General features: G+C 61.0%; 17 protein-coding genes. 16 read left to right on the plus strand and 1 reads right to left on the minus strand.

Going from position 1 to position 20,237, the window contains the following annotated elements:
- Positions 1 to 295: 295 nt before the first annotated feature.
- The 4 genes from IAE39_RS24305 to IAE39_RS24320 all read left to right on the plus strand — a co-directional run bounded on the left by IAE39_RS24305 (position 296) and on the right by IAE39_RS24320 (position 3,308).
- Complete coding sequence (locus IAE39_RS24305; RefSeq protein WP_012273358.1) at positions 296 to 1,738, plus strand: aminotransferase-like domain-containing protein; 1,443 nt, start codon at positions 296 to 298, stop codon at positions 1,736 to 1,738.
- A gap of 64 nt (positions 1,739 to 1,802) precedes the next feature.
- Complete coding sequence (locus IAE39_RS24310) at positions 1,803 to 2,285, plus strand: hypothetical protein (protein ID WP_201207063.1); 483 nt, start codon at positions 1,803 to 1,805, stop codon at positions 2,283 to 2,285.
- A 129-nt stretch (positions 2,286 to 2,414) separates the two neighbouring features.
- Positions 2,415 to 2,669, plus strand: coding sequence for a YkgJ family cysteine cluster protein (locus IAE39_RS24315; RefSeq protein WP_009684718.1), 255 nt, complete (start codon positions 2,415 to 2,417; stop codon positions 2,667 to 2,669).
- Positions 2,670 to 2,702: 33 nt separating this feature from the next.
- Positions 2,703 to 3,308, plus strand: a complete 606-nt coding sequence (locus IAE39_RS24320) for an START domain-containing protein (RefSeq protein WP_201207064.1) — start codon at positions 2,703 to 2,705, stop codon at positions 3,306 to 3,308.
- A 118-nt stretch (positions 3,309 to 3,426) separates the two neighbouring features.
- Here the strand turns inward: IAE39_RS24320 and gltA are convergent, their stop codons facing one another.
- Positions 3,427 to 4,716 (minus strand): citrate synthase, encoded by a 1,290-nt coding sequence (gene gltA, locus IAE39_RS24325; protein ID WP_003254218.1) that lies wholly within the window; start codon positions 4,714 to 4,716, stop codon positions 3,427 to 3,429.
- 352 nt (positions 4,717 to 5,068) lie between these two features.
- Here gltA and sdhC point away from each other — a divergent pair, with 352 nt between their 5' ends.
- The 12 genes from sdhC to IAE39_RS24385 all read left to right on the plus strand — a co-directional run bounded on the left by sdhC (position 5,069) and on the right by IAE39_RS24385 (position 20,090).
- Positions 5,069 to 5,455, plus strand: a complete 387-nt coding sequence (gene sdhC / locus IAE39_RS24330) for a succinate dehydrogenase, cytochrome b556 subunit (protein ID WP_008091902.1) — start codon at positions 5,069 to 5,071, stop codon at positions 5,453 to 5,455.
- Positions 5,449 to 5,817, plus strand: coding sequence for a succinate dehydrogenase, hydrophobic membrane anchor protein (sdhD, locus tag IAE39_RS24335; RefSeq protein ID WP_008091903.1), 369 nt, complete (start codon positions 5,449 to 5,451; stop codon positions 5,815 to 5,817). Before sdhC ends, sdhD begins: the two co-directional genes overlap by 7 nt.
- 3 nt (positions 5,818 to 5,820) lie before the next feature.
- Positions 5,821 to 7,593, plus strand: a complete 1,773-nt coding sequence (gene sdhA, locus IAE39_RS24340; protein ID WP_051099322.1) for a succinate dehydrogenase flavoprotein subunit — start codon at positions 5,821 to 5,823, stop codon at positions 7,591 to 7,593.
- Between the two features lie 11 nt (positions 7,594 to 7,604).
- A complete protein-coding gene (locus tag IAE39_RS24345; protein ID WP_012315348.1) occupies positions 7,605 to 8,309 on the plus strand; it encodes a succinate dehydrogenase iron-sulfur subunit in 705 nt (234 codons plus the stop codon).
- A gap of 246 nt (positions 8,310 to 8,555) precedes the next feature.
- A complete protein-coding gene (locus IAE39_RS24350) occupies positions 8,556 to 11,387 on the plus strand; it encodes a 2-oxoglutarate dehydrogenase E1 component (RefSeq protein WP_201207065.1) in 2,832 nt (943 codons plus the stop codon).
- Positions 11,388 to 11,429: 42 nt separating this feature from the next.
- Entirely contained in the window at positions 11,430 to 12,653 is a 1,224-nt protein-coding gene (gene odhB, locus IAE39_RS24355) for a 2-oxoglutarate dehydrogenase complex dihydrolipoyllysine-residue succinyltransferase (protein WP_201207066.1), read from the plus strand.
- 93 nt (positions 12,654 to 12,746) lie between these two features.
- Positions 12,747 to 14,183, plus strand: a complete 1,437-nt coding sequence (lpdA, locus tag IAE39_RS24360) for a dihydrolipoyl dehydrogenase (protein ID WP_201207067.1) — start codon at positions 12,747 to 12,749, stop codon at positions 14,181 to 14,183.
- 172 nt (positions 14,184 to 14,355) lie between these two features.
- Entirely contained in the window at positions 14,356 to 15,522 is a 1,167-nt protein-coding gene (gene sucC, locus IAE39_RS24365) for an ADP-forming succinate--CoA ligase subunit beta (RefSeq protein WP_201207068.1), read from the plus strand.
- The gene (gene sucD, locus IAE39_RS24370; RefSeq protein WP_003254203.1) at positions 15,522 to 16,406 is read left to right on the plus strand and encodes a succinate--CoA ligase subunit alpha; all 885 of its coding nucleotides are present in this window, start codon (positions 15,522 to 15,524) and stop codon (positions 16,404 to 16,406) included. The genes sucC and sucD overlap by 1 nt, the downstream gene beginning before the upstream one ends.
- Before the next feature lie 482 nt (positions 16,407 to 16,888).
- Complete coding sequence (gene brnQ / locus IAE39_RS24375; RefSeq protein WP_201207069.1) at positions 16,889 to 18,202, plus strand: branched-chain amino acid transport system II carrier protein; 1,314 nt, start codon at positions 16,889 to 16,891, stop codon at positions 18,200 to 18,202.
- Between the two features lie 413 nt (positions 18,203 to 18,615).
- Complete coding sequence (locus IAE39_RS24380) at positions 18,616 to 18,789, plus strand: hypothetical protein (RefSeq protein ID WP_201207070.1); 174 nt, start codon at positions 18,616 to 18,618, stop codon at positions 18,787 to 18,789.
- 116 nt (positions 18,790 to 18,905) lie between these two features.
- Positions 18,906 to 20,090, plus strand: a complete 1,185-nt coding sequence (locus IAE39_RS24385; protein WP_201207071.1) for an MFS transporter — start codon at positions 18,906 to 18,908, stop codon at positions 20,088 to 20,090.
- The last annotated feature ends 147 nt before the right edge of the window (positions 20,091 to 20,237 follow it).

Below are 20,237 nucleotides of genomic sequence, written 5' to 3' on the forward strand. Positions count from 1 at the left end.
CAACAGGTGACGATACATCCGTGAAGGTTTGCACGGCCGGTGTAGGAGCGGGGGGGGGGGGGGGGGGGGGGGGGGGGGGGGGGGGCCCCCGCGGGGGGGGGGGGGGGGGGGGCCCCCCCCCCCCCCACAACGGTCCCGGCTGTCTGTCGGCATAATGCTTTGTATGGCTGCCACGCAATTGTATTGTTGACTACTCTGCCATCTGTCCCAGTACACTTTGCAACTGTTACGGTATCCTCTACCGTCAGTGAGTCGTACAAGAATAACGAGCCCGTCCGCGCGTCGAGATCCAGCCATGACCAACCTGCTGCTGTACCAGCGTATCGCCCAGCAACTGGCCGATGACATCCGTCGCGGTGTCTACCAGCCAGGCGAGCGGGTACCCTCCGTGCGCAAGATGAGCGCCCAGCTCAATGTCAGCCATGCCACGGTGTTGCAGGCCTATGCCAACCTCGAAGACCAAGGGCTGATCCGGGCGCGGCCGCAATCGGGCTACTACGTACACCAGACCCCGGCCCTGACCGCGCAAACCCCGGACATCGCCCGGGTAGAGCGCCCCGGCCTGGTAACGCGGGCCAGCATCATCCAGCAGGTGCTGACTGAAGCACGCCGCGATGGTGTGTTCCCGTTCGGCGCCGCAGTACCGCATGTCGACTACCTGCCAGTGCGCGCCCTGCACCAGCAGATTGCCAAAGTGACGCGCTTCCATAGCCCGCGTGCCTTCAGCTACATGTTCAGCCCAGGCTTCGAGCCGCTACGCCGGCAGATCGCCATTCGCATGCGCGATGCTGGCGTGCTGGTCGACCCGCGTGAAGTGATCGTGACCCATGGCTGTGTCGATGCGCTGCAGATGTCGCTGCGCGTGCTGACCCGCCCCGGCGACCTGATCGCCGCCGAGTCACCCACCTACTACGGTTTGCTGCAGTTGGCGGACTTGTTGGGCCTGAAAGTGATCGAGATCCCCAGCGACCCGTCCACCGGCATCAGCCTCGAAGCCTTGCAGCTGGCGGCCAACCAGTGGTCGATCAAGGCCCTGGTGCTGACAGCACGCCTTAGCAATCCGCTGGGAGGCACAGTGCCTGAGGAGCGGCAGAAACAGTTGCTGCGCCTGGCATCGGACTTCGATATCCAGATCATCGAAGACGACATCTACGGCGAGTTGATGTTCGAACAGGGCAAGACCAAGGCGCTCAAGGCCTTCGACCGGCTCGACCGGGTAATCTACTGTTCGAGCTTCTCCAAGACCTTGTCGCCCGGTGTGCGGGTGGGCTGGATGATCGCCGGTCGATACCAGGACGAGATCCAGCGCCTGCAAACCTTTACTACCCATTCGGCCTGCAGCGTGACGCAAATGGGCGTGGCGGCCTACCTGGAAAACGGCGGCTACGACCGGCACCTGCGCTACATTCGCCAGGAGTATCGCAAAAACCTCAGTGCCTATCAGTTGGCGGTGCAGCAGCACTTCCCCGAAGGTACCCAGATGACCCGGCCAACCGGCGGTTTCATCCTTTGGGTGAGCCTGCCCGGGCGGGTCAATACCCAGGAGCTGCATGTGCGCGCGCTGGAGCAGGGCATCAGCATTGCACCGGGGCTGATATTCAGTAATACAGAGCAGTTCAACCACTGTATCCGGCTTAATTGCGGTATTCCGTGGAACAAAGAGGCCGAGCGCGCAGTGATTACGCTCGGTTTGCTGGCACAACAGTTGTGCCGGGAGCCTGCACTCACACTTTTGTAAGGCTTGCCAGCAGCCTGTGGAACAGAGAGCATACGCACCTTTCCTGTCAGTCTGTCCATTTGCCATGAATGCTCTACGCCGTATTGTTCTGATCCTGTGCCTTGCGCCGTTCTGCTATCCGGGTGGCGCGGCCTTGGCTGCGCAGCCGGCAAGCCAGGCGCAGCCAGCTCAGGGCAAGCCGGTGCAGAAAAAGCCCGCAGCCAAGCCTGTGCAGAAGCAGGCGGCAAAGCAGCCCGTCAAGAGCAAGGCCAAGCCGGCGCACAAACCGGTGAGCAAGGCAGTTGCCAAGCCATTGCCCAAGGCGAAGCTTGACCTCAGCCTGCCAACCGACCTGGTCGATAACCTGGAGCCGAATGTGGGTACGCCTTCGCCAATCCAGCGTCGCAAACCTTTGCTGCCACCGATGTTTGCCGATAAGCCGCAGACCGATGACAGCCCTTTCCAGCTTAATGGCCGACTGATCAACAACGAAATGCAGCTGCAATTGCGCAATGACAGCCGTCATGACGTGGAAGGGGCGGCCATCGATTTCGAGTATCGCCAGTAGGCGCAGACTGACTGCAGGGTCACGGCACATTTCATCGTGCCAGCAATTTCAAACGCCTGTTTGAGCGGTTACTATCCAGGGACGTTCGTCCCGTTTTGTTCCAGGGAGTCCTGATTTTGGTGAATAGCCATGAACTGCCGTGAGGGCTGTGGTGCCTGCTGCATTGCCCCGTCCATCACCTCTGCAATGCCGCGCATGCCCAATGGCAAGCCGGCGGGCGAGCGCTGCCTGCACTTGACGGCTGCCAACCTTTGCGACCTGTTCGGCAAGCCTGAGCGGCCGGCGGTATGCGGTGGTTTCAAGGCAGATGTCGAGGTGTGCGGCAGCGACCGTGACGAGGCAATCAGGATTCTTGGCTGGTGGGAGCAGATGACGGCGGCGTGACAGGCTGGATCTTCGACAACAAGGATAAACATGATGAGATCGTTCAAGCGTATTGCACTGCTGTGTGGCGTAGGTGTACTGCTGTCGCCGGCGGCCTGGGCCGAAAACTGGCAAGTGGCCAAGGACGAGGAGGGGATCAAGGTATCCCTCAGCGAAGTGGCCGGGTCCAAGTACAAGGCCTATCGCGGTGTGACCGTGATCAAGGCGCCGCTGGCCAAGGTCGAGGCGTTGCAGGAAGACGTATCCGGGGCCTGTGCCTGGATTCACGAATGCAAGTCGCAGAAGCTGCTCAAGCATGAAGGTGACCAAAGCTGGACCTATACCCAGTTCAATACGCCATGGCCGGTGACGCCACGTGACTCCGTGCTGCACATCACCACCGTCAAGGAGGCTGATGGCAGCCTGACCCGTAACCTGAAAGAAGAGCCGACCTATCTGCCGGAGGAAAAAGGCTTTGTGCGGGTGGCGAAAGTCGAGGGCTTCTGGAAGCTGGTGCCCAAGGGTGACAGCACTGAAGTGACCTACCAGGTGCATACCGAGCCAGGTGGCAGCGTGCCGGCGATGGTGGCCAACAAGTTTGTGGTGGATTCGCCGTTCAATACCCTGAAAGGCTTGCGCGAGCGGGCTGAGAAAAACTGAGGTTTTGTGCTGCTTGTGCCGGCCTCTTCGCGGGTTTACCCGCGAAGAGGCCAGCACAGGACAACGAAAATAAAAAAGGCTGCCCAAGGGCAGCCTTTTTGCGTTCGGCCCTGCAGGCTTACTTGCGGTCCTTCAGTGCAACGATGTCGCGTTTCTGCTCGCCGGTGTACAGCTGGCGCGGGCGGCCGATCTTGTACGGGCTGGAGAGCATTTCTTTCCAGTGCGAGATCCAGCCCACGGTACGTGCCAGGGCGAAGATCACGGTGAACATGCTGGTCGGAATGCCGATCGCCTTGAGGATGATCCCCGAGTAGAAGTCGACGTTCGGGTACAGCGAGCGCTCGATGAAGTACGGATCGGTCAGGGCGATCTCTTCCAGGCGCATGGCCAGTTCCAGCTGCGGGTCGTTCTTGATGCCCAGCTCGCGCAGGACTTCGTCGCAGGTCTGCTTCATCACGGTGGCGCGCGGGTCGCGGTTCTTGTACACGCGGTGACCGAAGCCCATCAGCTTGAACGGGTCGTTCTTGTCCTTGGCCTTGGCGATGAATTTGTCGATGTTCGAAACATCGCCGATTTCATCGAGCATGGTCAGTACGGCTTCGTTCGCACCGCCGTGGGCCGGGCCCCACAGTGCAGCGATACCGGCGGCGATACAGGCGAACGGGTTGGCACCCGACGAGCCCGCCAGGCGGACGGTGGAGGTGGAAGCGTTCTGCTCGTGGTCGGCGTGGAGGATGAAGATCCGGTCCATTGCCTTGGCCAGCACCGGGCTGATCGGTTTGATCTCGCACGGGGTGTTGAACATCATGTGCAGGAAGTTTTCCGCGTACGACAGGTCGTTGCGCGGGTACATCATCGGCTGGCCCATGGAGTACTTGTAAACCATCGCGGCCAGGGTCGGCATCTTGGCGACCAGGCGCACCGCGGAAATTTCGCGGTGTTGCGGGTTATTGATGTCCAGGGAGTCGTGATAGAACGCCGACAGGGCGCCGACCACGCCGCACATGACCGCCATCGGGTGAGCGTCGCGGCGGAAACCGTTGAAGAACGACTTCAGCTGCTCGTGAACCATGGTGTGGTTCTTGACGGTGCTGACGAACTGGGCCTTCTGCTCGGCATTCGGCAGTTCGCCGTTGAGCAGCAGGTAGCAGGTTTCGAGGTAGTCGGACTGTTCGGCGAGTTGCTCGATCGGGTAGCCGCGGTGCAGCAGGATCCCTTTGTCGCCGTCAATATAGGTGATCTTCGACTCGCACGAGGCGGTCGCCATGAAACCTGGGTCGAAGGTGAAGTGACCAGTGGCCCCTAACCCGCGGACGTCGATTACATCAGGACCAACGGTGCCGGTTAAAATGGGCAGCTCGACGGGGGCAGCGCCCTCGATGACCAACTGCGCTTTTTTGTCAGCCATGTGGCCTCCTATTAATGCTTGAAATCATCAGACAGACCCCCCACGCAGGGCCCGCACCACTATAGAGGGATAAATTCAGATGTCAATTTGCCTAAAGGCTTGTTGAATCAGGCATTCAAGCCTGATTTTTCCCGAAATTCTCGCCCATTTACGCCTTTTGTTCGCTAAAGGCAATGCGCTATTTGGGCTACCCCGTCACGTTGTCATAAGCAGCCTAACTGTCTATACTCGGCACCCGACCGCCAGGGGCTTGCAAGCCCGAACTGCTGGGGGTCGCCGTTCCCTGGGTGGTGGGTACCTGACCAGTACACTTACCAACAACTTTGCCCTGATTCGCTAGGGGCTCTTCAGTGTGAAAAAAGCCGTGAAAAGCCAACGACCTGTAAACCTAGACCTAAGGACCATCAAGCTTCCTGTCACTGCGTACACGTCCATCCTGCACCGTATCTCCGGCGTCATCCTGTTCATCGGCCTTGCCATCATGCTTTATGCACTGGGCAAGTCGCTGGGTTCCGAGGAAGGCTTCGGTGAGGTGAAGGCGTGTCTGACCAGCCCGCTGGCCAAGTTCGTGACCTGGGGCCTGCTGTCCGCCCTGCTTTATCACCTCGTGGCAGGTGTTCGTCACCTGATCATGGACATGGGTATCGGTGAGACGCTGGAAGGCGGCAAGCTGGGCTCGAAAATCGTGATCGTCATCTCCGTGGTGCTGATCGTTCTGGTGGGAGTTTGGGTATGGTAACCAATGTCACGAACCTGTCGCGTTCGGGCCTCTATGACTGGATGGCGCAGCGCGTTTCTGCGGTCGTTCTCGCGGCTTACTTCATCTTCCTGATCGGCTACGTGGTCGCCCACCCAGGCATCGACTACACCCAGTGGCATGGTCTGTTCTCCAACAACGCGATGCGAATCTTCAGCTTGCTGGCCCTCGTTGCCCTGGGCGCTCACGCCTGGGTCGGCATGTGGACCATTGCAACCGACTACCTGACGCCTATGTCGTTCGGCAAGTCGGCAACTGCGATTCGTTTCCTGTTCCAGGCGGTATGCGGCGTTGCGATGTTCGCTTACTTCGTCTGGGGTGTGCAGATTCTCTGGGGTATCTGATCCATGGCTAGCATTCCAACCATTTCCTTCGACGCCATCATCATCGGTGGCGGCGGCGCCGGCATGCGCGCTGCGCTGCAACTGGCTCAAGGCGGCCACAAGACTGCCGTAGTCACCAAGGTCTTCCCGACCCGTTCGCACACTGTATCCGCCCAGGGCGGCATCACCTGCGCCATCGCTTCGGCCGACCCGAACGACGACTGGCGCTGGCACATGTACGATACCGTCAAAGGTTCCGACTACATCGGTGACCAGGACGCTATCGAATACATGTGTCAGGAAGGCCCGGCTGCGGTCTTCGAGCTGGACCACATGGGCCTGCCGTTCTCGCGTACCGAAACCGGCCGCATCTACCAGCGTCCGTTCGGTGGCCAGTCCAAGGACTTCGGTAAAGGTGGCCAGGCCGCCCGTACCTGTGCCGCTTCCGACCGTACCGGTCATGCGCTGCTGCACACCCTGTACCAAGGCAACCTGAAAGCCGGTACCACCTTCCTCAACGAGTACTATGCCGTTGACCTGGTGAAGAACCAGGAAGGCGCCTTTGTCGGTGTGATCGCGATCTGCATCGAAACCGGCGAGACCATGTACATCAAGTCCAAGGCCACCGTTCTGGCTACTGGCGGTGCGGGCCGTATCTACGCTTCCACCACCAACGCCCTGATCAATACCGGTGACGGTATCGGCATGGCCCTGCGTGCCGGTGTACCGGTGCAGGACATCGAGATGTGGCAGTTCCACCCGACCGGCATCGCCGGCGCCGGTGTACTGGTAACCGAGGGTTGCCGTGGTGAAGGTGGCTACCTGATCAACGCCCACGGCGAGCGCTTCATGGAGCGTTACGCGCCGAACGCCAAAGACCTGGCCGGCCGCGACGTGGTTGCCCGTTCCATGGTCAAGGAAATCATCGCCGGCAACGGCGTGGGCCCGAACAAGGACCACGTACTGCTGAAGCTGGACCACCTGGGTGAGGAAGTGCTGCACAGCCGCCTGCCAGGTATCTGCGAACTGTCCAAGACCTTCGCTCACGTCGACCCAGTCGTCGCTCCAGTCCCGGTCGTTCCAACCTGCCACTACATGATGGGCGGCGTTGCCACCAACATTCATGGCCAGGCCATCACCATGGACGAAGAAGGCAAGGATCACATCATTCCTGGCCTGTTCGCCGTAGGTGAAGTGGCGTGCGTATCGGTTCACGGTGCCAACCGCCTGGGCGGCAACTCGCTGCTCGACCTGGTGGTGTTCGGCCGTGCTGCCGGCCTGCACCTGGAGAAGGCGCTGAGCGATGGCATCGAGCACCTCGACGCCAGCGACACCGACATCGACGTTGCCCTGAACCGCCTGAACAAGCTCAACGAGCGCTCCACTGGCGAAGACGTTGCAACCCTGAAGCGCGAGCTGCAGAGCTGCATGCAGAACTACTTCGGTGTGTTCCGTACTGGCGAATACATGCTCAAGGGCATCGAGCAACTGGCCGGCCTGCGTGACCGTATCGCCAACGTCAAGATCAACGACAAGTCTCAGGCCTTCAACACCGCGCGTATCGAAGCGCTGGAGCTGCAGAACCTGCTGGAAGTCGCCGAAGCTACCGCCATTGCGGCCGAAGCCCGTAAAGAGTCCCGCGGCGCGCACGCCCGTGAAGACTTCGAAGACCGTGACGACGAAAACTGGCTGTGCCACACCCTGTACTACCCGGGTGAGAAGCGCGTTGCCAAGCGCGGCGTCAACTTTGCGCCGAAGACTGTTCCAGCCTTCGAACCAAAAGTCCGGACTTACTAAGGGTGGCTGCTATGTTGAAAGTCGAAGTTTACCGTTACAACCCCGACACCGACTCGGCCCCGAAGATGGAGTCGTTCGACGTCGATACCGGCGGCAAGGACCTGATGGTTCTCGATGTATTGGCGCTGATCAAGGAAAAGGACGAGGGTTTCTCGTACCGTCGCTCCTGCCGTGAAGGCGTGTGCGGTTCCGATGGCATGAACATGAATGGCAAGAACGGCCTGGCCTGCATCACCCCGCTGTCGGGTGTGGTCAAGGGCAACAAGTTGGTTCTGCGCCCGCTGCCAGGCTTGCCGGTCATTCGTGACCTGGTGGTCGACATGAGCATCTTCTACAAGCAGTACGAGAAGGTGAAGCCGTTCCTGCAGAACGATACCCCGGCACCGGCCATCGAGCGCCTGCAGTCGCCGGAAGACCGTGACAAGCTGGACGGCTTGTACGAGTGCATTCTGTGCGCTTGCTGCTCGACTTCCTGCCCGTCGTTCTGGTGGAACCCGGACAAGTTCCTGGGCCCGGCTGCCTTGCTGCAGGCCTACCGTTTCCTGGCCGACAGCCGCGACACCAAGACTCAGGAGCGCCTGGCGTCCCTGGATGACCCGTTCAGCGTATTCCGCTGCCGCGGGATCATGAACTGCGTAAACGTTTGCCCGAAAGGTTTGAACCCGACCAAGGCAATCGGTCACGTACGTAACATGCTGCTGCAAAGCGGCACCTGATACAAAGTGTTGTACCTGCAGTAAGCCGAGGTGCGGGTGGTGAGCCCGCACTGAGGTAAAACCCGAGCAAGGGCCCACAAAGCCCGCGCTCATTACCTATGAAGATATGAGACCAGCAGGGGCTTTCCGGGCTGGTACCCGGAAAATCAGCAGGATCCAGGTGGCGTGGTTCAGTCGCTGTTTTCGGACTTTTCCAGGTTTGCTGTGGCTCTCGCCGATCAGTCCCCTAATCGAGGGTGACCAAGCATGCAAGAAAGCGTGATGCAGCGCATGTGGGATAGCGCCCACCTTTCAGGTGGTAACGCTGCATATGTGGAAGAGCTCTACGAGCTCTACCTGCACGACCCTAACGCTGTGCCAGAAGAGTGGCGCACTTACTTCCAGAAGTTGCCAGCCGACGGCAGCACCGCTACCGATGTATCGCACTCGACAATCCGCGACCATTTCGTACTGCTGGCAAAGAACCAGCGCCGCGCCCAACCGGTATCTGCCGGGAGCGTGAGCAGTGAACACGAGAAGAAGCAGGTTGAAGTTCTGCGACTGATCCAGGCCTATCGTATGCGCGGCCATCAGGCTGCCAAGCTCGACCCGTTGGGGTTGTGGCAGCGCCCTGCGCCCGTAGACCTGTCGATCAATCACTACGGCTTGACCAATGCCGATCTTGATACGACCTTCCGTGCCGGCGACCTGTTCATCGGCAAAGAGGAGGCGAGCCTACGCGACATCTTCGATGCACTCCAGAAGACATATTGTCGCACCATTGGCGCCGAATTCACCCACATCGTCGATTCCGAGCAGCGCAGCTGGTTCCAGCAGCGCCTCGAAAGCGTGCGCGGCCGTCCGGAGTTTTCCGCCGACGTGCAGGCCCACCTGCTCGAGCGCGTCACTGCCGGTGAAGGCCTGGAGAAGTACCTGGGCACCAAGTACCCGGGCACCAAGCGCTTCGGCCTTGAAGGTGGCGAGAGCCTGATCCCGATGCTGGACGAAATGATCCAGCGTTCCGGCTCCTACGGCACCAAGGAAGTTGTCATCGGCATGGCCCACCGTGGCCGTCTGAACGTGCTGGTGAACACCTTCGGCAAGAACCCGCGCGAGCTGTTCGACGAGTTCGAAGGCAAGAAGATGAACGAGCTGGGCTCCGGTGACGTGAAGTATCACCAGGGCTTCTCCTCGAACGTGATGACCACCGGTGGTGAAGTTCACCTGGCCATGGCGTTCAACCCGTCCCACCTGGAAATCGTTTCGCCAGTGGTCGAAGGTTCGGTGCGCGCCCGTCAGGACCGTCGCAACGACACCGTTGGCGACAAGGTGCTGCCGATCTCGATCCACGGCGACGCAGCATTCGCCGGCCAGGGCGTGGTCATGGAAACCTTCCAGATGTCGCAGACCCGCGGTTTCAAGACCGGCGGTACCGTGCACATCGTGATCAACAACCAGGTTGGTTTCACCATCAGCAACCCGCTGGACGCGCGCTCTACCGAGTACGCCACCGACGTGGCCAAGATGATCCAGGCGCCGATCCTGCACGTGAACGGCGATGACCCGGAAGCGGTGCTGTTCGTCACCCAGCTGGCCATCGATTACCGCATGCAGTTCAAGCGTGACGTGGTCATCGACCTGGTCTGCTACCGCCGTCGCGGCCACAACGAGGCCGACGAGCCGAACGGCACCCAGCCGCTGATGTACCAGCAGATCGCCAAGCAGCGCACCACCCGTGAGCTGTATGCCGACGCACTGATCCAGGCAGGTCGCATCGATGCCGATCGCGCCCAGGCCAAGATCGACGAGTACCGCAACGCACTGGACAACGGCCTGCACGTGGTCAAGAGCCTGGTCAAGGAGCCGAACCGCGAGCTGTTCGTCGACTGGCGCCCGTACCTGGGCCATGCCTGGACCGCGCGTCACGACACCCGTTTCGACCTCAAGACCTTGCAGGACCTGTCGGCCAAGCTGCTTGAGCTGCCGGAAGGTTTCGTGGTCCAGCGTCAGGTGTCGAAGATCTACGAAGACCGTCAGAAGATGCAGGCCGGTGGCTTGCCGATCAACTGGGGTTATGCAGAGACCATGGCCTACGCCACCCTGCAGTTCGAAGGTCACCCGATCCGCATGACCGGCCAGGACATCGGCCGTGGCACCTTCTCGCACCGCCACGCGGTGTTGCACAACCAGAAGGACGCCAGCACCTACATCCCGCTGCAGAACCTGTTCCCGGGCCAGCCACGTTTCGACCTGTACGATTCGTTCCTGTCCGAAGAAGCAGTACTGGCCTTCGAATACGGCTACTCCACCACCACGCCGAACGCGCTGGTGATCTGGGAAGCCCAGTTCGGCGACTTCGCCAACGGTGCGCAAGTGGTGATCGACCAGTTCATCACCAGCGGCGAGCACAAGTGGGGCCGCCTGTGCGGTCTGACCATGCTGCTGCCACACGGTTATGAAGGGCAGGGCCCGGAGCACTCCTCCGCGCGTCTGGAGCGTTACCTGCAGCTGTGCGCCGAGCACAACATCCAGGTCTGCGTACCGACCACCCCGGCACAGATCTACCACCTGCTGCGTCGCCAGGTGATTCGCCCGCTGCGCAAGCCGCTGGTGGTCCTGACGCCGAAGTCGCTGCTGCGCCACAAACTGGCCATCTCGACCCTGGAAGACCTGGCAGAAGGCTCGTTCCAGACCGTGATCCCGGAAATCGACGCGATCGATCCGGCCAAGGTCGAGCGCCTGGTGCTGTGCAGCGGCAAGGTCTACTACGACCTGCTGGAAAAACGCCGTGCCGAAGGCCGCGAAGACATCGCCATCCTGCGTCTCGAGCAGCTGTACCCGTTCCCGGAAGACGACCTGGTCGAAATCCTGGCGCAATACAGCAACCTCAAGCACGCCGTATGGTGCCAGGAAGAGCCGATGAACCAGGGCGCCTGGTACAGCAGCCAGCACCACATGCGCCGCATCCTGGGCCGCCACAACAAGGCACTGGTCCTGGAATACGCCGGCCGCGACGCTTCTGCCGCGCCAGCTTGTGGTTACGCTTCGAAGCACGCCGAACAGCAGGAAAAACTGCTGCAAGACGCCTTCACTGTCTAACGCCTTCGCGCACCTGAAACCGAATTTAAGGAAACACAGATAATGGCTATCGAGATCAAAGCCCCAACCTTCCCGGAATCGGTTGCCGATGGCACCGTTGCCACCTGGCACAAGAAGCCGGGCGACGCCGTCAAGCGTGACGAGCTGATCGTCGACATCGAGACCGACAAAGTGGTCCTGGAAGTCCTGGCTACCGCTGACGGCGTGCTAGGCGACATCGTCAAGGGCGAGGGCGACACCGTCCTGTCCGACGAACTGCTGGGTTCGATCGTTGAAGGCGGTGCTGCTGCCGCGCCAGCCGCTGCCGCCGCACCTGCTGCTGCTCCGGCCGCTGCTGCTGCCGACGCTGGCGAAGACGACCCGATCGCTGCCCCGGCTGCGCGCAAGCTGGCTGAAGAGAACGGCATCGACCTGGCTAGCGTTGCCGGTACCGGCAAAGGCGGTCGCGTCACCAAGGAAGACGTGGTGGCTGCTGTTGCCAACAAGAAGTCGGCACCTGCCGCTGCACCGGCTGCCAAGCCTGCTGCCGCTGCTGCTGCTCCGGTGGTCACCGCTGCTGGCGACCGCACCGAGAAGCGCGTACCGATGACCCGCCTGCGTGCCAAGATCGCCGAGCGCCTGGTCGAAGCCCAGTCGAACATGGCCATGCTGACTACCTTCAACGAAGTCGACATGACCGAAGTCATGGCCCTGCGTTCGAAGTACAAGGACCTGTTCGAGAAGACCCACAACGGCGTACGCCTGGGCTTCATGTCGTTCTTCGTCAAGGCCGCCACCGAAGCCCTGAAGCGCTTCCCGGCTGTCAACGCCTCGATCGACGGCAACGACATCGTCTACCACGGCTTCGCCGACGTCGGTGTTGCGGTTTCCAGCGACCGTGGCCTGGTGGTTCCGGTACTGCGTAACGCCGAGTCGATGAGCCTGGCTGAAATCGAAAACGGCATCGCCACCTTCGGCAAGAAGGCCCGTGACGGCAAGCTGTCGATCGAAGAAATGACCGGTGGTACCTTCACCATCACCAACGGCGGTACCTTCGGCTCGATGATGTCGACCCCGATCGTCAACCCGCCGCAGGCCGCGATCCTGGGCATGCACAACATCATCCAGCGTCCGATGGCCATCAACGGCCAGGTCGTTATTCGCCCGATGATGTACCTGGCGCTGTCCTACGATCACCGCCTGATCGATGGCAAGGAAGCGGTAACCTTCCTGGTCACCATCAAGAACCTGCTGGAAGATCCGTCTCGCCTGCTGCTGGACATCTAACCCTCTGGCTGCGTACCGTGCCGGCCTTGGCTTCGCAGGAAGCCATGCCGCGCGGTTCGCGGCTTGTAGCTTGTAGCTGATAAGGAATCTTTTATGACCCAGAAATTCGACGTAGTGGTAATTGGTGCTGGTCCTGGCGGCTATGTGGCTGCCATCAAGGCCGCCCAACTCGGTCTGAAGACTGCCTGTATCGAGAAGTACACCGACGCCGAGGGCAAGCTGGCCCTGGGCGGCACCTGCCTGAACGTAGGTTGCATTCCTTCCAAGGCACTGCTGGACAGCTCCTGGAAGTACAAGGAAGCCAAAGAGAGCTTCAACGTCCACGGTATCTCCACTGGCGAAGTGAAGATGGACGTTGCCGCGATGGTTGGTCGCAAGGCTGGCATCGTCAAGAACCTGACCGGTGGCGTTGCCACCCTGTTCAAGGCCAACGGCGTTACTTCGATCCAGGGCCACGGCAAGCTGCTGGCTGGCAAGAAAGTCGAAGTCACCAAGGCTGACGGCACCACCGAAGTCATCGAAGCCGAGAACGTGATCCTGGCTTCCGGCTCGCGCCCGATCGACATTCCGCCGGCTCCGGTCGACCAGAACGTCATCGTCGACTCCACCGGCGCCCTGGAATTCCAGACCGTACCGAAGCGCCTGGGCGTTATCGGTGCAGGCGTGATCGGCCTGGAGCTGGGCTCGGTATGGGCTCGCCTGGGTGCTGAAGTCACCGTCCTGGAAGCCCTGGACACCTTCCTGATGGCTGCCGACACCGCCGTGTCGAAAGAAGCCCAGAAGACCCTGACCAAGCAAGGCCTGGACATCAAGCTGGGCGCTCGCGTCACCGGCTCGAAAGTCAATGGCAACGAAGTCGAAGTGACCTACACCAACGCCGAAGGCGAGCAGAAGATCACCTTCGACAAGCTGATCGTTGCGGTCGGCCGTCGCCCGGTGACCACTGATCTGCTGGCTGCCGACAGCGGCGTGACCATCGACGAGCGTGGCTATATCTTCGTCGACGATCACTGCGCCACCAGCGTACCGGGCGTATTCGCCATCGGTGACGTGGTGCGCGGCATGATGCTGGCCCACAAGGCCTCGGAAGAGGGCATCATGGTGGTTGAGCGCATCAAGGGCCACAAGGCCCAGATGAACTACGACCTGATCCCGTCGGTGATCTACACCCACCCGGAAATCGCATGGGTCGGCAAGACCGAACAGTCCTTGAAGGCCGAGGGTGTTGAGGTTAACGTAGGCACCTTCCCGTTCGCGGCCAGCGGCCGTGCGATGGCTGCCAACGACACCGGTGGTTTCGTCAAGGTCATCGCCGATGCCAAGACCGACCGCGTCCTGGGTGTACACGTGATTGGCCCATCGGCTGCCGAACTGGTGCAGCAGGGTGCAATCGCAATGGAATTCGGCACCAGTGCCGAGGATCTGGGCATGATGGTCTTCAGCCATCCAACCCTGTCCGAAGCGTTGCATGAAGCAGCGCTGGCAGTGAATGGCGGCGCCATTCACGTAGCCAACCGTAAGAAGCGTTAATCATAAGAAACCACGGCGGGCAGCCCGTCGTGAGTCTTGCGTGCATGACTCACCGCGGAACGTCCGCCGGACCGGATCACATGGGATAACCCGGGGTCAACGGTCACAGGTGGTGCGGCGCCAGTAATGGCGCAGCACCGAAGCGCAGTACCTAACGAAGACGGTAAAAAGCATGAATCTTCACGAGTATCAGGGTAAGCAGCTGTTCGCTGAATACGGCCTGCCAGTTTCCAAGGGTTTCGCAGTCGACACCCCTGAAGCTGCAGCAGAAGCTTGCGACAAGATCGGCGGGAACGAGTGGGTCGTAAAAGCCCAGGTTCACGCAGGTGGTCGCGGTAAAGCGGGCGGCGTCAAGCTGGTTCGCAGCAAGGAAGACGCCAAGGCGTTCGCTGCGCAATGGTTGGGCAAGAATCTGGTTACTTACCAGACTGATGCCAACGGTCAGCCAGTCTCCAAGATCCTGGTCGAATCCTGCACTGACATCGCCAAAGAGCTGTACCTGGGCGCTGTAGTCGATCGTTCGAGCCGCCGTATCGTGTTCATGGCCTCCACCGAAGGTGGCGTGGACATCGAGAAAGTCGCGCACGACACTCCTGAGAAGATCCTCAAGGCTACCATCGACCCACTGGTCGGCGCTCAGCCGTTCCAGGGTCGCGAGCTGGCATTCCAGCTGGGTCTGGAAGGCAAGCAAGTTACTCAGTTCGCCAAGATCTTCGTTGGCCTGGCCAAGCTGTTCAAGGATCACGACCTGGCGCTGCTGGAAGTGAACCCGCTGGTGATCAAGGCCGATGGCGACCTGCACTGCCTCGATGCCAAGATCAACATCGACGCCAACGCCATGTACCGTCAGCCTAAGCTGAAAACCTTCCACGACCCGTCGCAGGACGACGCCCGTGAAGCCCACGCTGCCAAGTTCGAACTGAACTACGTTGCCCTTGAAGGCAACATCGGCTGCATGGTCAACGGTGCCGGCCTGGCCATGGGTACCATGGACATCGTCAACCTGCACGGCGGCAAGCCGGCCAACTTCCTCGACGTTGGCGGTGGTGCTACCAAAGAGCGCGTTACCGAAGCGTTCAAGATCATTCTGTCCGACAGCAATGTCGCGGCCGTTCTGGTCAACATCTTCGGCGGCATCGTTCGCTGCGACATGATTGCCGAAGGCATCATCGGTGCAGTGAAAGAAGTCGGCGTCAAGGTTCCGGTTGTTGTTCGCCTTGAAGGTAACAACGCCGAACTGGGCGCTAAAGTACTGGCAGAAAGCGGTTTGAACATCATTGCGGCAACCAGCCTGACCGACGCTGCTCAACAAGTTGTCAAAGCTGCGGAGGGCAAGTAATGAGCGTCCTGATCAATAAAGACACCAAAGTCATCTGCCAGGGCTTCACCGGCTCGCAGGGTACTTTCCACTCCGAACAGGCCATCGCCTACGGCACCAAGATGGTCGGCGGCGTAACCCCAGGCAAGGGTGGCACCACCCACCTGGGCCTGCCGGTGTTCAACACCGTCAAGGAAGCCGTGGAAGCCACCGGCGCTGACGCTTCGGTCATCTACGTACCGGCTCCGTTCTGCAAAGACTCGATCCTGGAAGCGGCCTTTGGCGGCATCAAGCTGATCGTCTGCATCACCGAAGGCATTCCTACCCTGGACATGCTGGATGCCAAGGTCAAGTGCGACGAGCTGGGTGTTACCCTGATCGGCCCTAACTGCCCAGGCGTCATCACCCCAGGCGAGTGCAAGATCGGCATCATGCCAGGTCACATTCACCTGCCAGGCAAGGTCGGTATCGTTTCGCGTTCCGGCACCCTGACCTACGAAGCTGTCAAGCAGACCACCGACGCCGGCTTCGGCCAGTCGACCTGCGTCGGCATCGGCGGTGACCCGATCCCGGGCTCCAACTTCATCGACATCCTGAAGCTGTTCCAGGAAGACCCGAAGACCGAAGCGATCGTCATGATCGGTGAGATCGGCGGTTCGGCTGAAGAAGAAGCTGCGGCCTACATCAAGGCCCACGTGACCAAGCCTGTGGTTTCCTACATCGCTGGTGTTACCGCACCTGCGGGCAAGCGCATGGGCCACGCTGGCGCCATCATTTCCGGCGGCAAGGGCACTGCGGACGAGAAGTTCGCCGCCCTGCAGGACGCAGGTGTAAAAACCGTGCGTTCCCTGGCTGACATCGGCAAGGCCCTGGCCGAGCTGACTGGCTGGGAAGCCAAGAAGTAATTCTGCTACACCCCCCACGCGCACAGAGGCCACCTTCGGGTGGCCTTTGTCGTTTCTGGGATTGGTGTTTTCCTGTGCCGGCCTCTTCGCGGGTGAACCCGCTCCCACAGGAAATCACAAAGCTCGAGGGTTGTGCGCTACCTGTGGGAGCGGGTTCACCCGCGAAGAGGCCAGAACAGGCGCTATAGATTTTTCGATAGGTTTGATAGGAATTTTCACACAGACGAATGTTTCAATCCGAGGATAATTCCTACTGTCCTCGGTCGCACAGACGACAAACATGTACGCACATCGGACAAGCAGCACTGTGCCAGTGCGTTTAACTGACAAAACAGTTACATTACGCGTTCACTCTGTGCCCGTACCCCAAAAGGGAACGACACGCTAAACGGGTCTGGCCTATCAAGCCGGGCAGCATTTCCCCTCATCCAAAGGGAAATCCCCTCTCGAATCCCGATTTCAGCAGTGTGGTACTACCTTAAATGAAAGTTCTCAAAGGCCAGGATATCCTGGCGCTTGGCTTTATGACGTTTGCGCTTTTCGTGGGTGCAGGCAATATCATCTTCCCGCCTATCGTCGGTCTGCAGTCTGGCCCGCACGTGTGGATGGCGGCCCTGGGCTTCCTGGTAACGGCCGTAGGCCTGCCAGTCATCACCGTGGTCGCCCTGGCCAAGGTCGGTGGCGGCATGGACGCCTTGAGCAGCCCGATCGGCAAGTTCTTCGGTGGCCTGCTGGCGGCCGTGTGCTACCTGTCGGTCGGCCCACTGTTCGCTACCCCGCGTACCGCGACCGTGTCGTTCGAAGTGGGCGTTGCACCGCTGACCGGTGAGAGCCCGCTGGCGCTGTTCATCTACAGCCTGGTGTACTTCGCTGTGGTGCTGGCCGTGTCCATGTACCCGGGCAAGCTGCTCGATACCGTGGGCCGCTTCCTGGCGCCGTTGAAGATCATTGCCCTGGCTGTGCTGGGTATCGCTGCCTTCGCGCTGCCAGCGGGCAGCATTGGTGAGGCGCAGCCGGCCTATGCCGCCGCAGCCTTCTCCAAGGGCTTTTCCGATGGTTACCTGACCATGGATACCCTGGGTGCCTTGGTGTTCGGTATCGTTATCGTCAACGCCATCCGCTCGCGCGGCGTGGAGTCGCCGAAGCTGATCACTCGCTACGCTATCATTGCCGGCCTGATTGCCGGTGTCGGCCTGGCCCTGGTGTACATCAGCCTGTTCCGCCTGGGCGCCACCAGCCACGACATCGCGGCTGACGCTACCAATGGTGCGGCGGTGCTGCATGCCTATGTGCAGCACACCTTCGGCTCGCTGGGCAGCGGCTTCCTTGCCGTGCTGATCGCGCTGGCCTGCCTGGTGACTGCAGTTGGCCTGACCTGCGCTTGCGCCGAGTACTTCAGCCAGATCCTGCCGCTGTCGTACCGCGCGCTGGTGGTGATCCTGGCCGGCTTCTCGCTGCTGATCTCCAACCTGGGCCTGACCAAGCTGATCATGTTCTCGATCCCGGTGCTCACTGCCATCTACCCGCCCTGCATCGTGGTGGTCGGCCTGAGCTTCGTGAAGGACCTGTGGAACTCGCCGACCCGCATCCTGGCGCCAGTGATGCTGGTGTCGCTGGTATTCGGCATGGTCGATGCGATCAAGGGCAGCAGCCTTGCCCACGTGCTGCCAGACTTCATGGCGCACCTGCCGTTGAGCGATGCCGGCATGGCCTGGCTGGTGCCATCGGTGGTGACCCTGGTGGGTGCCGTGGCCTGCGACCGCATGCTCGGCAAGCCGCGCGAGGCGCTGGCCTGACCTGGCACGTTGAAGCCTGAGGGCGGCACCGGCCACAAGCCGAAGGGTGCGCGCCAAGGGTGGAAACTGGAAAGCCCCGTATCCGAGAGGATGCGGGGTTTTTTGTTGGCCTGTGCCGGCAGCCTTGCATGACCTCTTCGACTGGCGCGATCAAGTGTAGGAGCGGCCTTGTGTCGCGATGGGCTGCGAAGCGCCCCCAAGATTTCAGCTTCGCAGCATGTATTGCCGGGGGGGGGGGGGGGCCCCACCCCCCCCCCCCCCCCCCCCCGCTCCTACAGGGGATCTGCGTAAGGCCGCATTACGGATACCTGAAAAACAAGCTGAAAGATGCTTGCTAGAGCGCTTATTTCATTTTCATTAGCCAGCTAATCAAGCTATTCTCGCCCGCGCCAGAACAACATCAAGGAGCAGGCATGAAGATCGAAATCGTACGCAATGAGCAGGACGCAGGCTGCAAGGTGATCATCGACGGGCACCCTGTGTCGTTCGCTGACATCCAGCACGCCCAAGCCTACGTGGACCAGTTGCAGTCCCGCCTTCAGGCCGCTCCGGCAGCCTTCGCCAACCCGGCAACCGAACCCGCCTGACCCCGGCCAGCACGCGGGGAAGCCGTTCAGCTTCCTCGACGTTGCAGTCATGGATTGACTATCATCCCGCCTTGAACGTTTCAGCATGTTTCACGCATGCCTCAAAAGGGATACAGATGTCAGTCCAGGAACTACCCCCGCTCCCCAGTAAAAGCACCGTCGCCAAGATGGAAGCCGCCATGGCACTGGGCAGCTTTGCCATCGGCACCGGCGAGTTCGCCATCATGGGCCTGATGCCCGACATTGCCAGCAACCTGCAACTGAGCGAACCGCAAGTGGGCCATGCCATCAGCGCCTATGCGCTGGGGGTGATGGTCGGCGCGCCGACCTTGGCAATTCTCGGGGCCAAGCTGCTGCGCAAGCACATGTTGCTGCTGTTGATGCTGCTGTATGCAGTGGGCAACCTGGCCACCGCGTTTGCGCCGTCGTTCAGCGGCCTGGTGGCCTTCCGCTTCATCAGTGGCCTGCCCCATGGCGCCTACTTTGGTATTGCCGCCGTGGTGGCGTCGAGCATGGTGCCCAAGGATCAGCGCGCAGGGGCCGTGGCCCGGGTGATGATGGGCCTGACCCTGGCCATGCTGCTTGGCAACCCGGTGGCCACCTTCCTCGGCCAGTACTTCGGCTGGCGCTCGGCGTTCGTGCTGGTCGGCGCAATTGCCTTGTGCACCATCGCCATGGTCTGGCGTTATGTGCCGCAGCGCCACGATGAAACGCGCAGTGACCCGCGCAAGGAACTGCAAGCCTTCACCCTGCCGCAGGTGTGGATGGCGCTGGCCATCGCCTCGATCGGCTTTGCCGGCATGTTCTGCGTGTTCAGCTACCTGGCGCCGACCATGCTGCAGGTGACCCAGGTGTCGCCGCAGTGGATTCCGTTCGGCCTGGCAGCGTTTGGTGTGGGCGGGATCGTCGGTAACATCGCCGGCGGCAAGCTGTTCGACCGTTTGCAGTTCCGCGCGGTGGGGCTGGTGCTGGTGTGGTCGATTGCCGTGCTGCTGTTCTTCACCTTTGCCGCACAGGCATTGTGGAGCCTGCTACTGGGTATCGGCCTGGTTGGCACCATGATCGCATTGGCGGCGCCGCTGCAGATTCGTTTGATGGACATTGCCCATGAAGCGCCTAGCCTGGCGGCGGCGTCGAACCATGCGGCGTTCAACCTGGCCAATGCGCTGGGGCCGTGGCTGGGGGGTATGGCGATTACCGCGGGCATGGGCTGGACCAGCACCGGGTATATCGGTGCGGCGACCGCGCTGGTCGGGCTGGGCATCTACCTGGTGGCGCGGCGCATGAAAGGCGGGCATTGATTCAGGATCAGGCTTGGCACGCCCCCCCTGTAGGAGCGGCCTTGTGTCGCGATGGGGCGCGCAGCGGCCCCAGGATATATGCGTCCAAGCTGAAATCGCCGGGGGGGGGGGGCCCCCCCCCCCCCCCACCAAGCCGCCCCGACACGG

The sequence above is a fragment of the Pseudomonas sp. S37 genome, assembly GCF_016658545.1.
Classification (GTDB): domain Bacteria; phylum Pseudomonadota; class Gammaproteobacteria; order Pseudomonadales; family Pseudomonadaceae; genus Aquipseudomonas.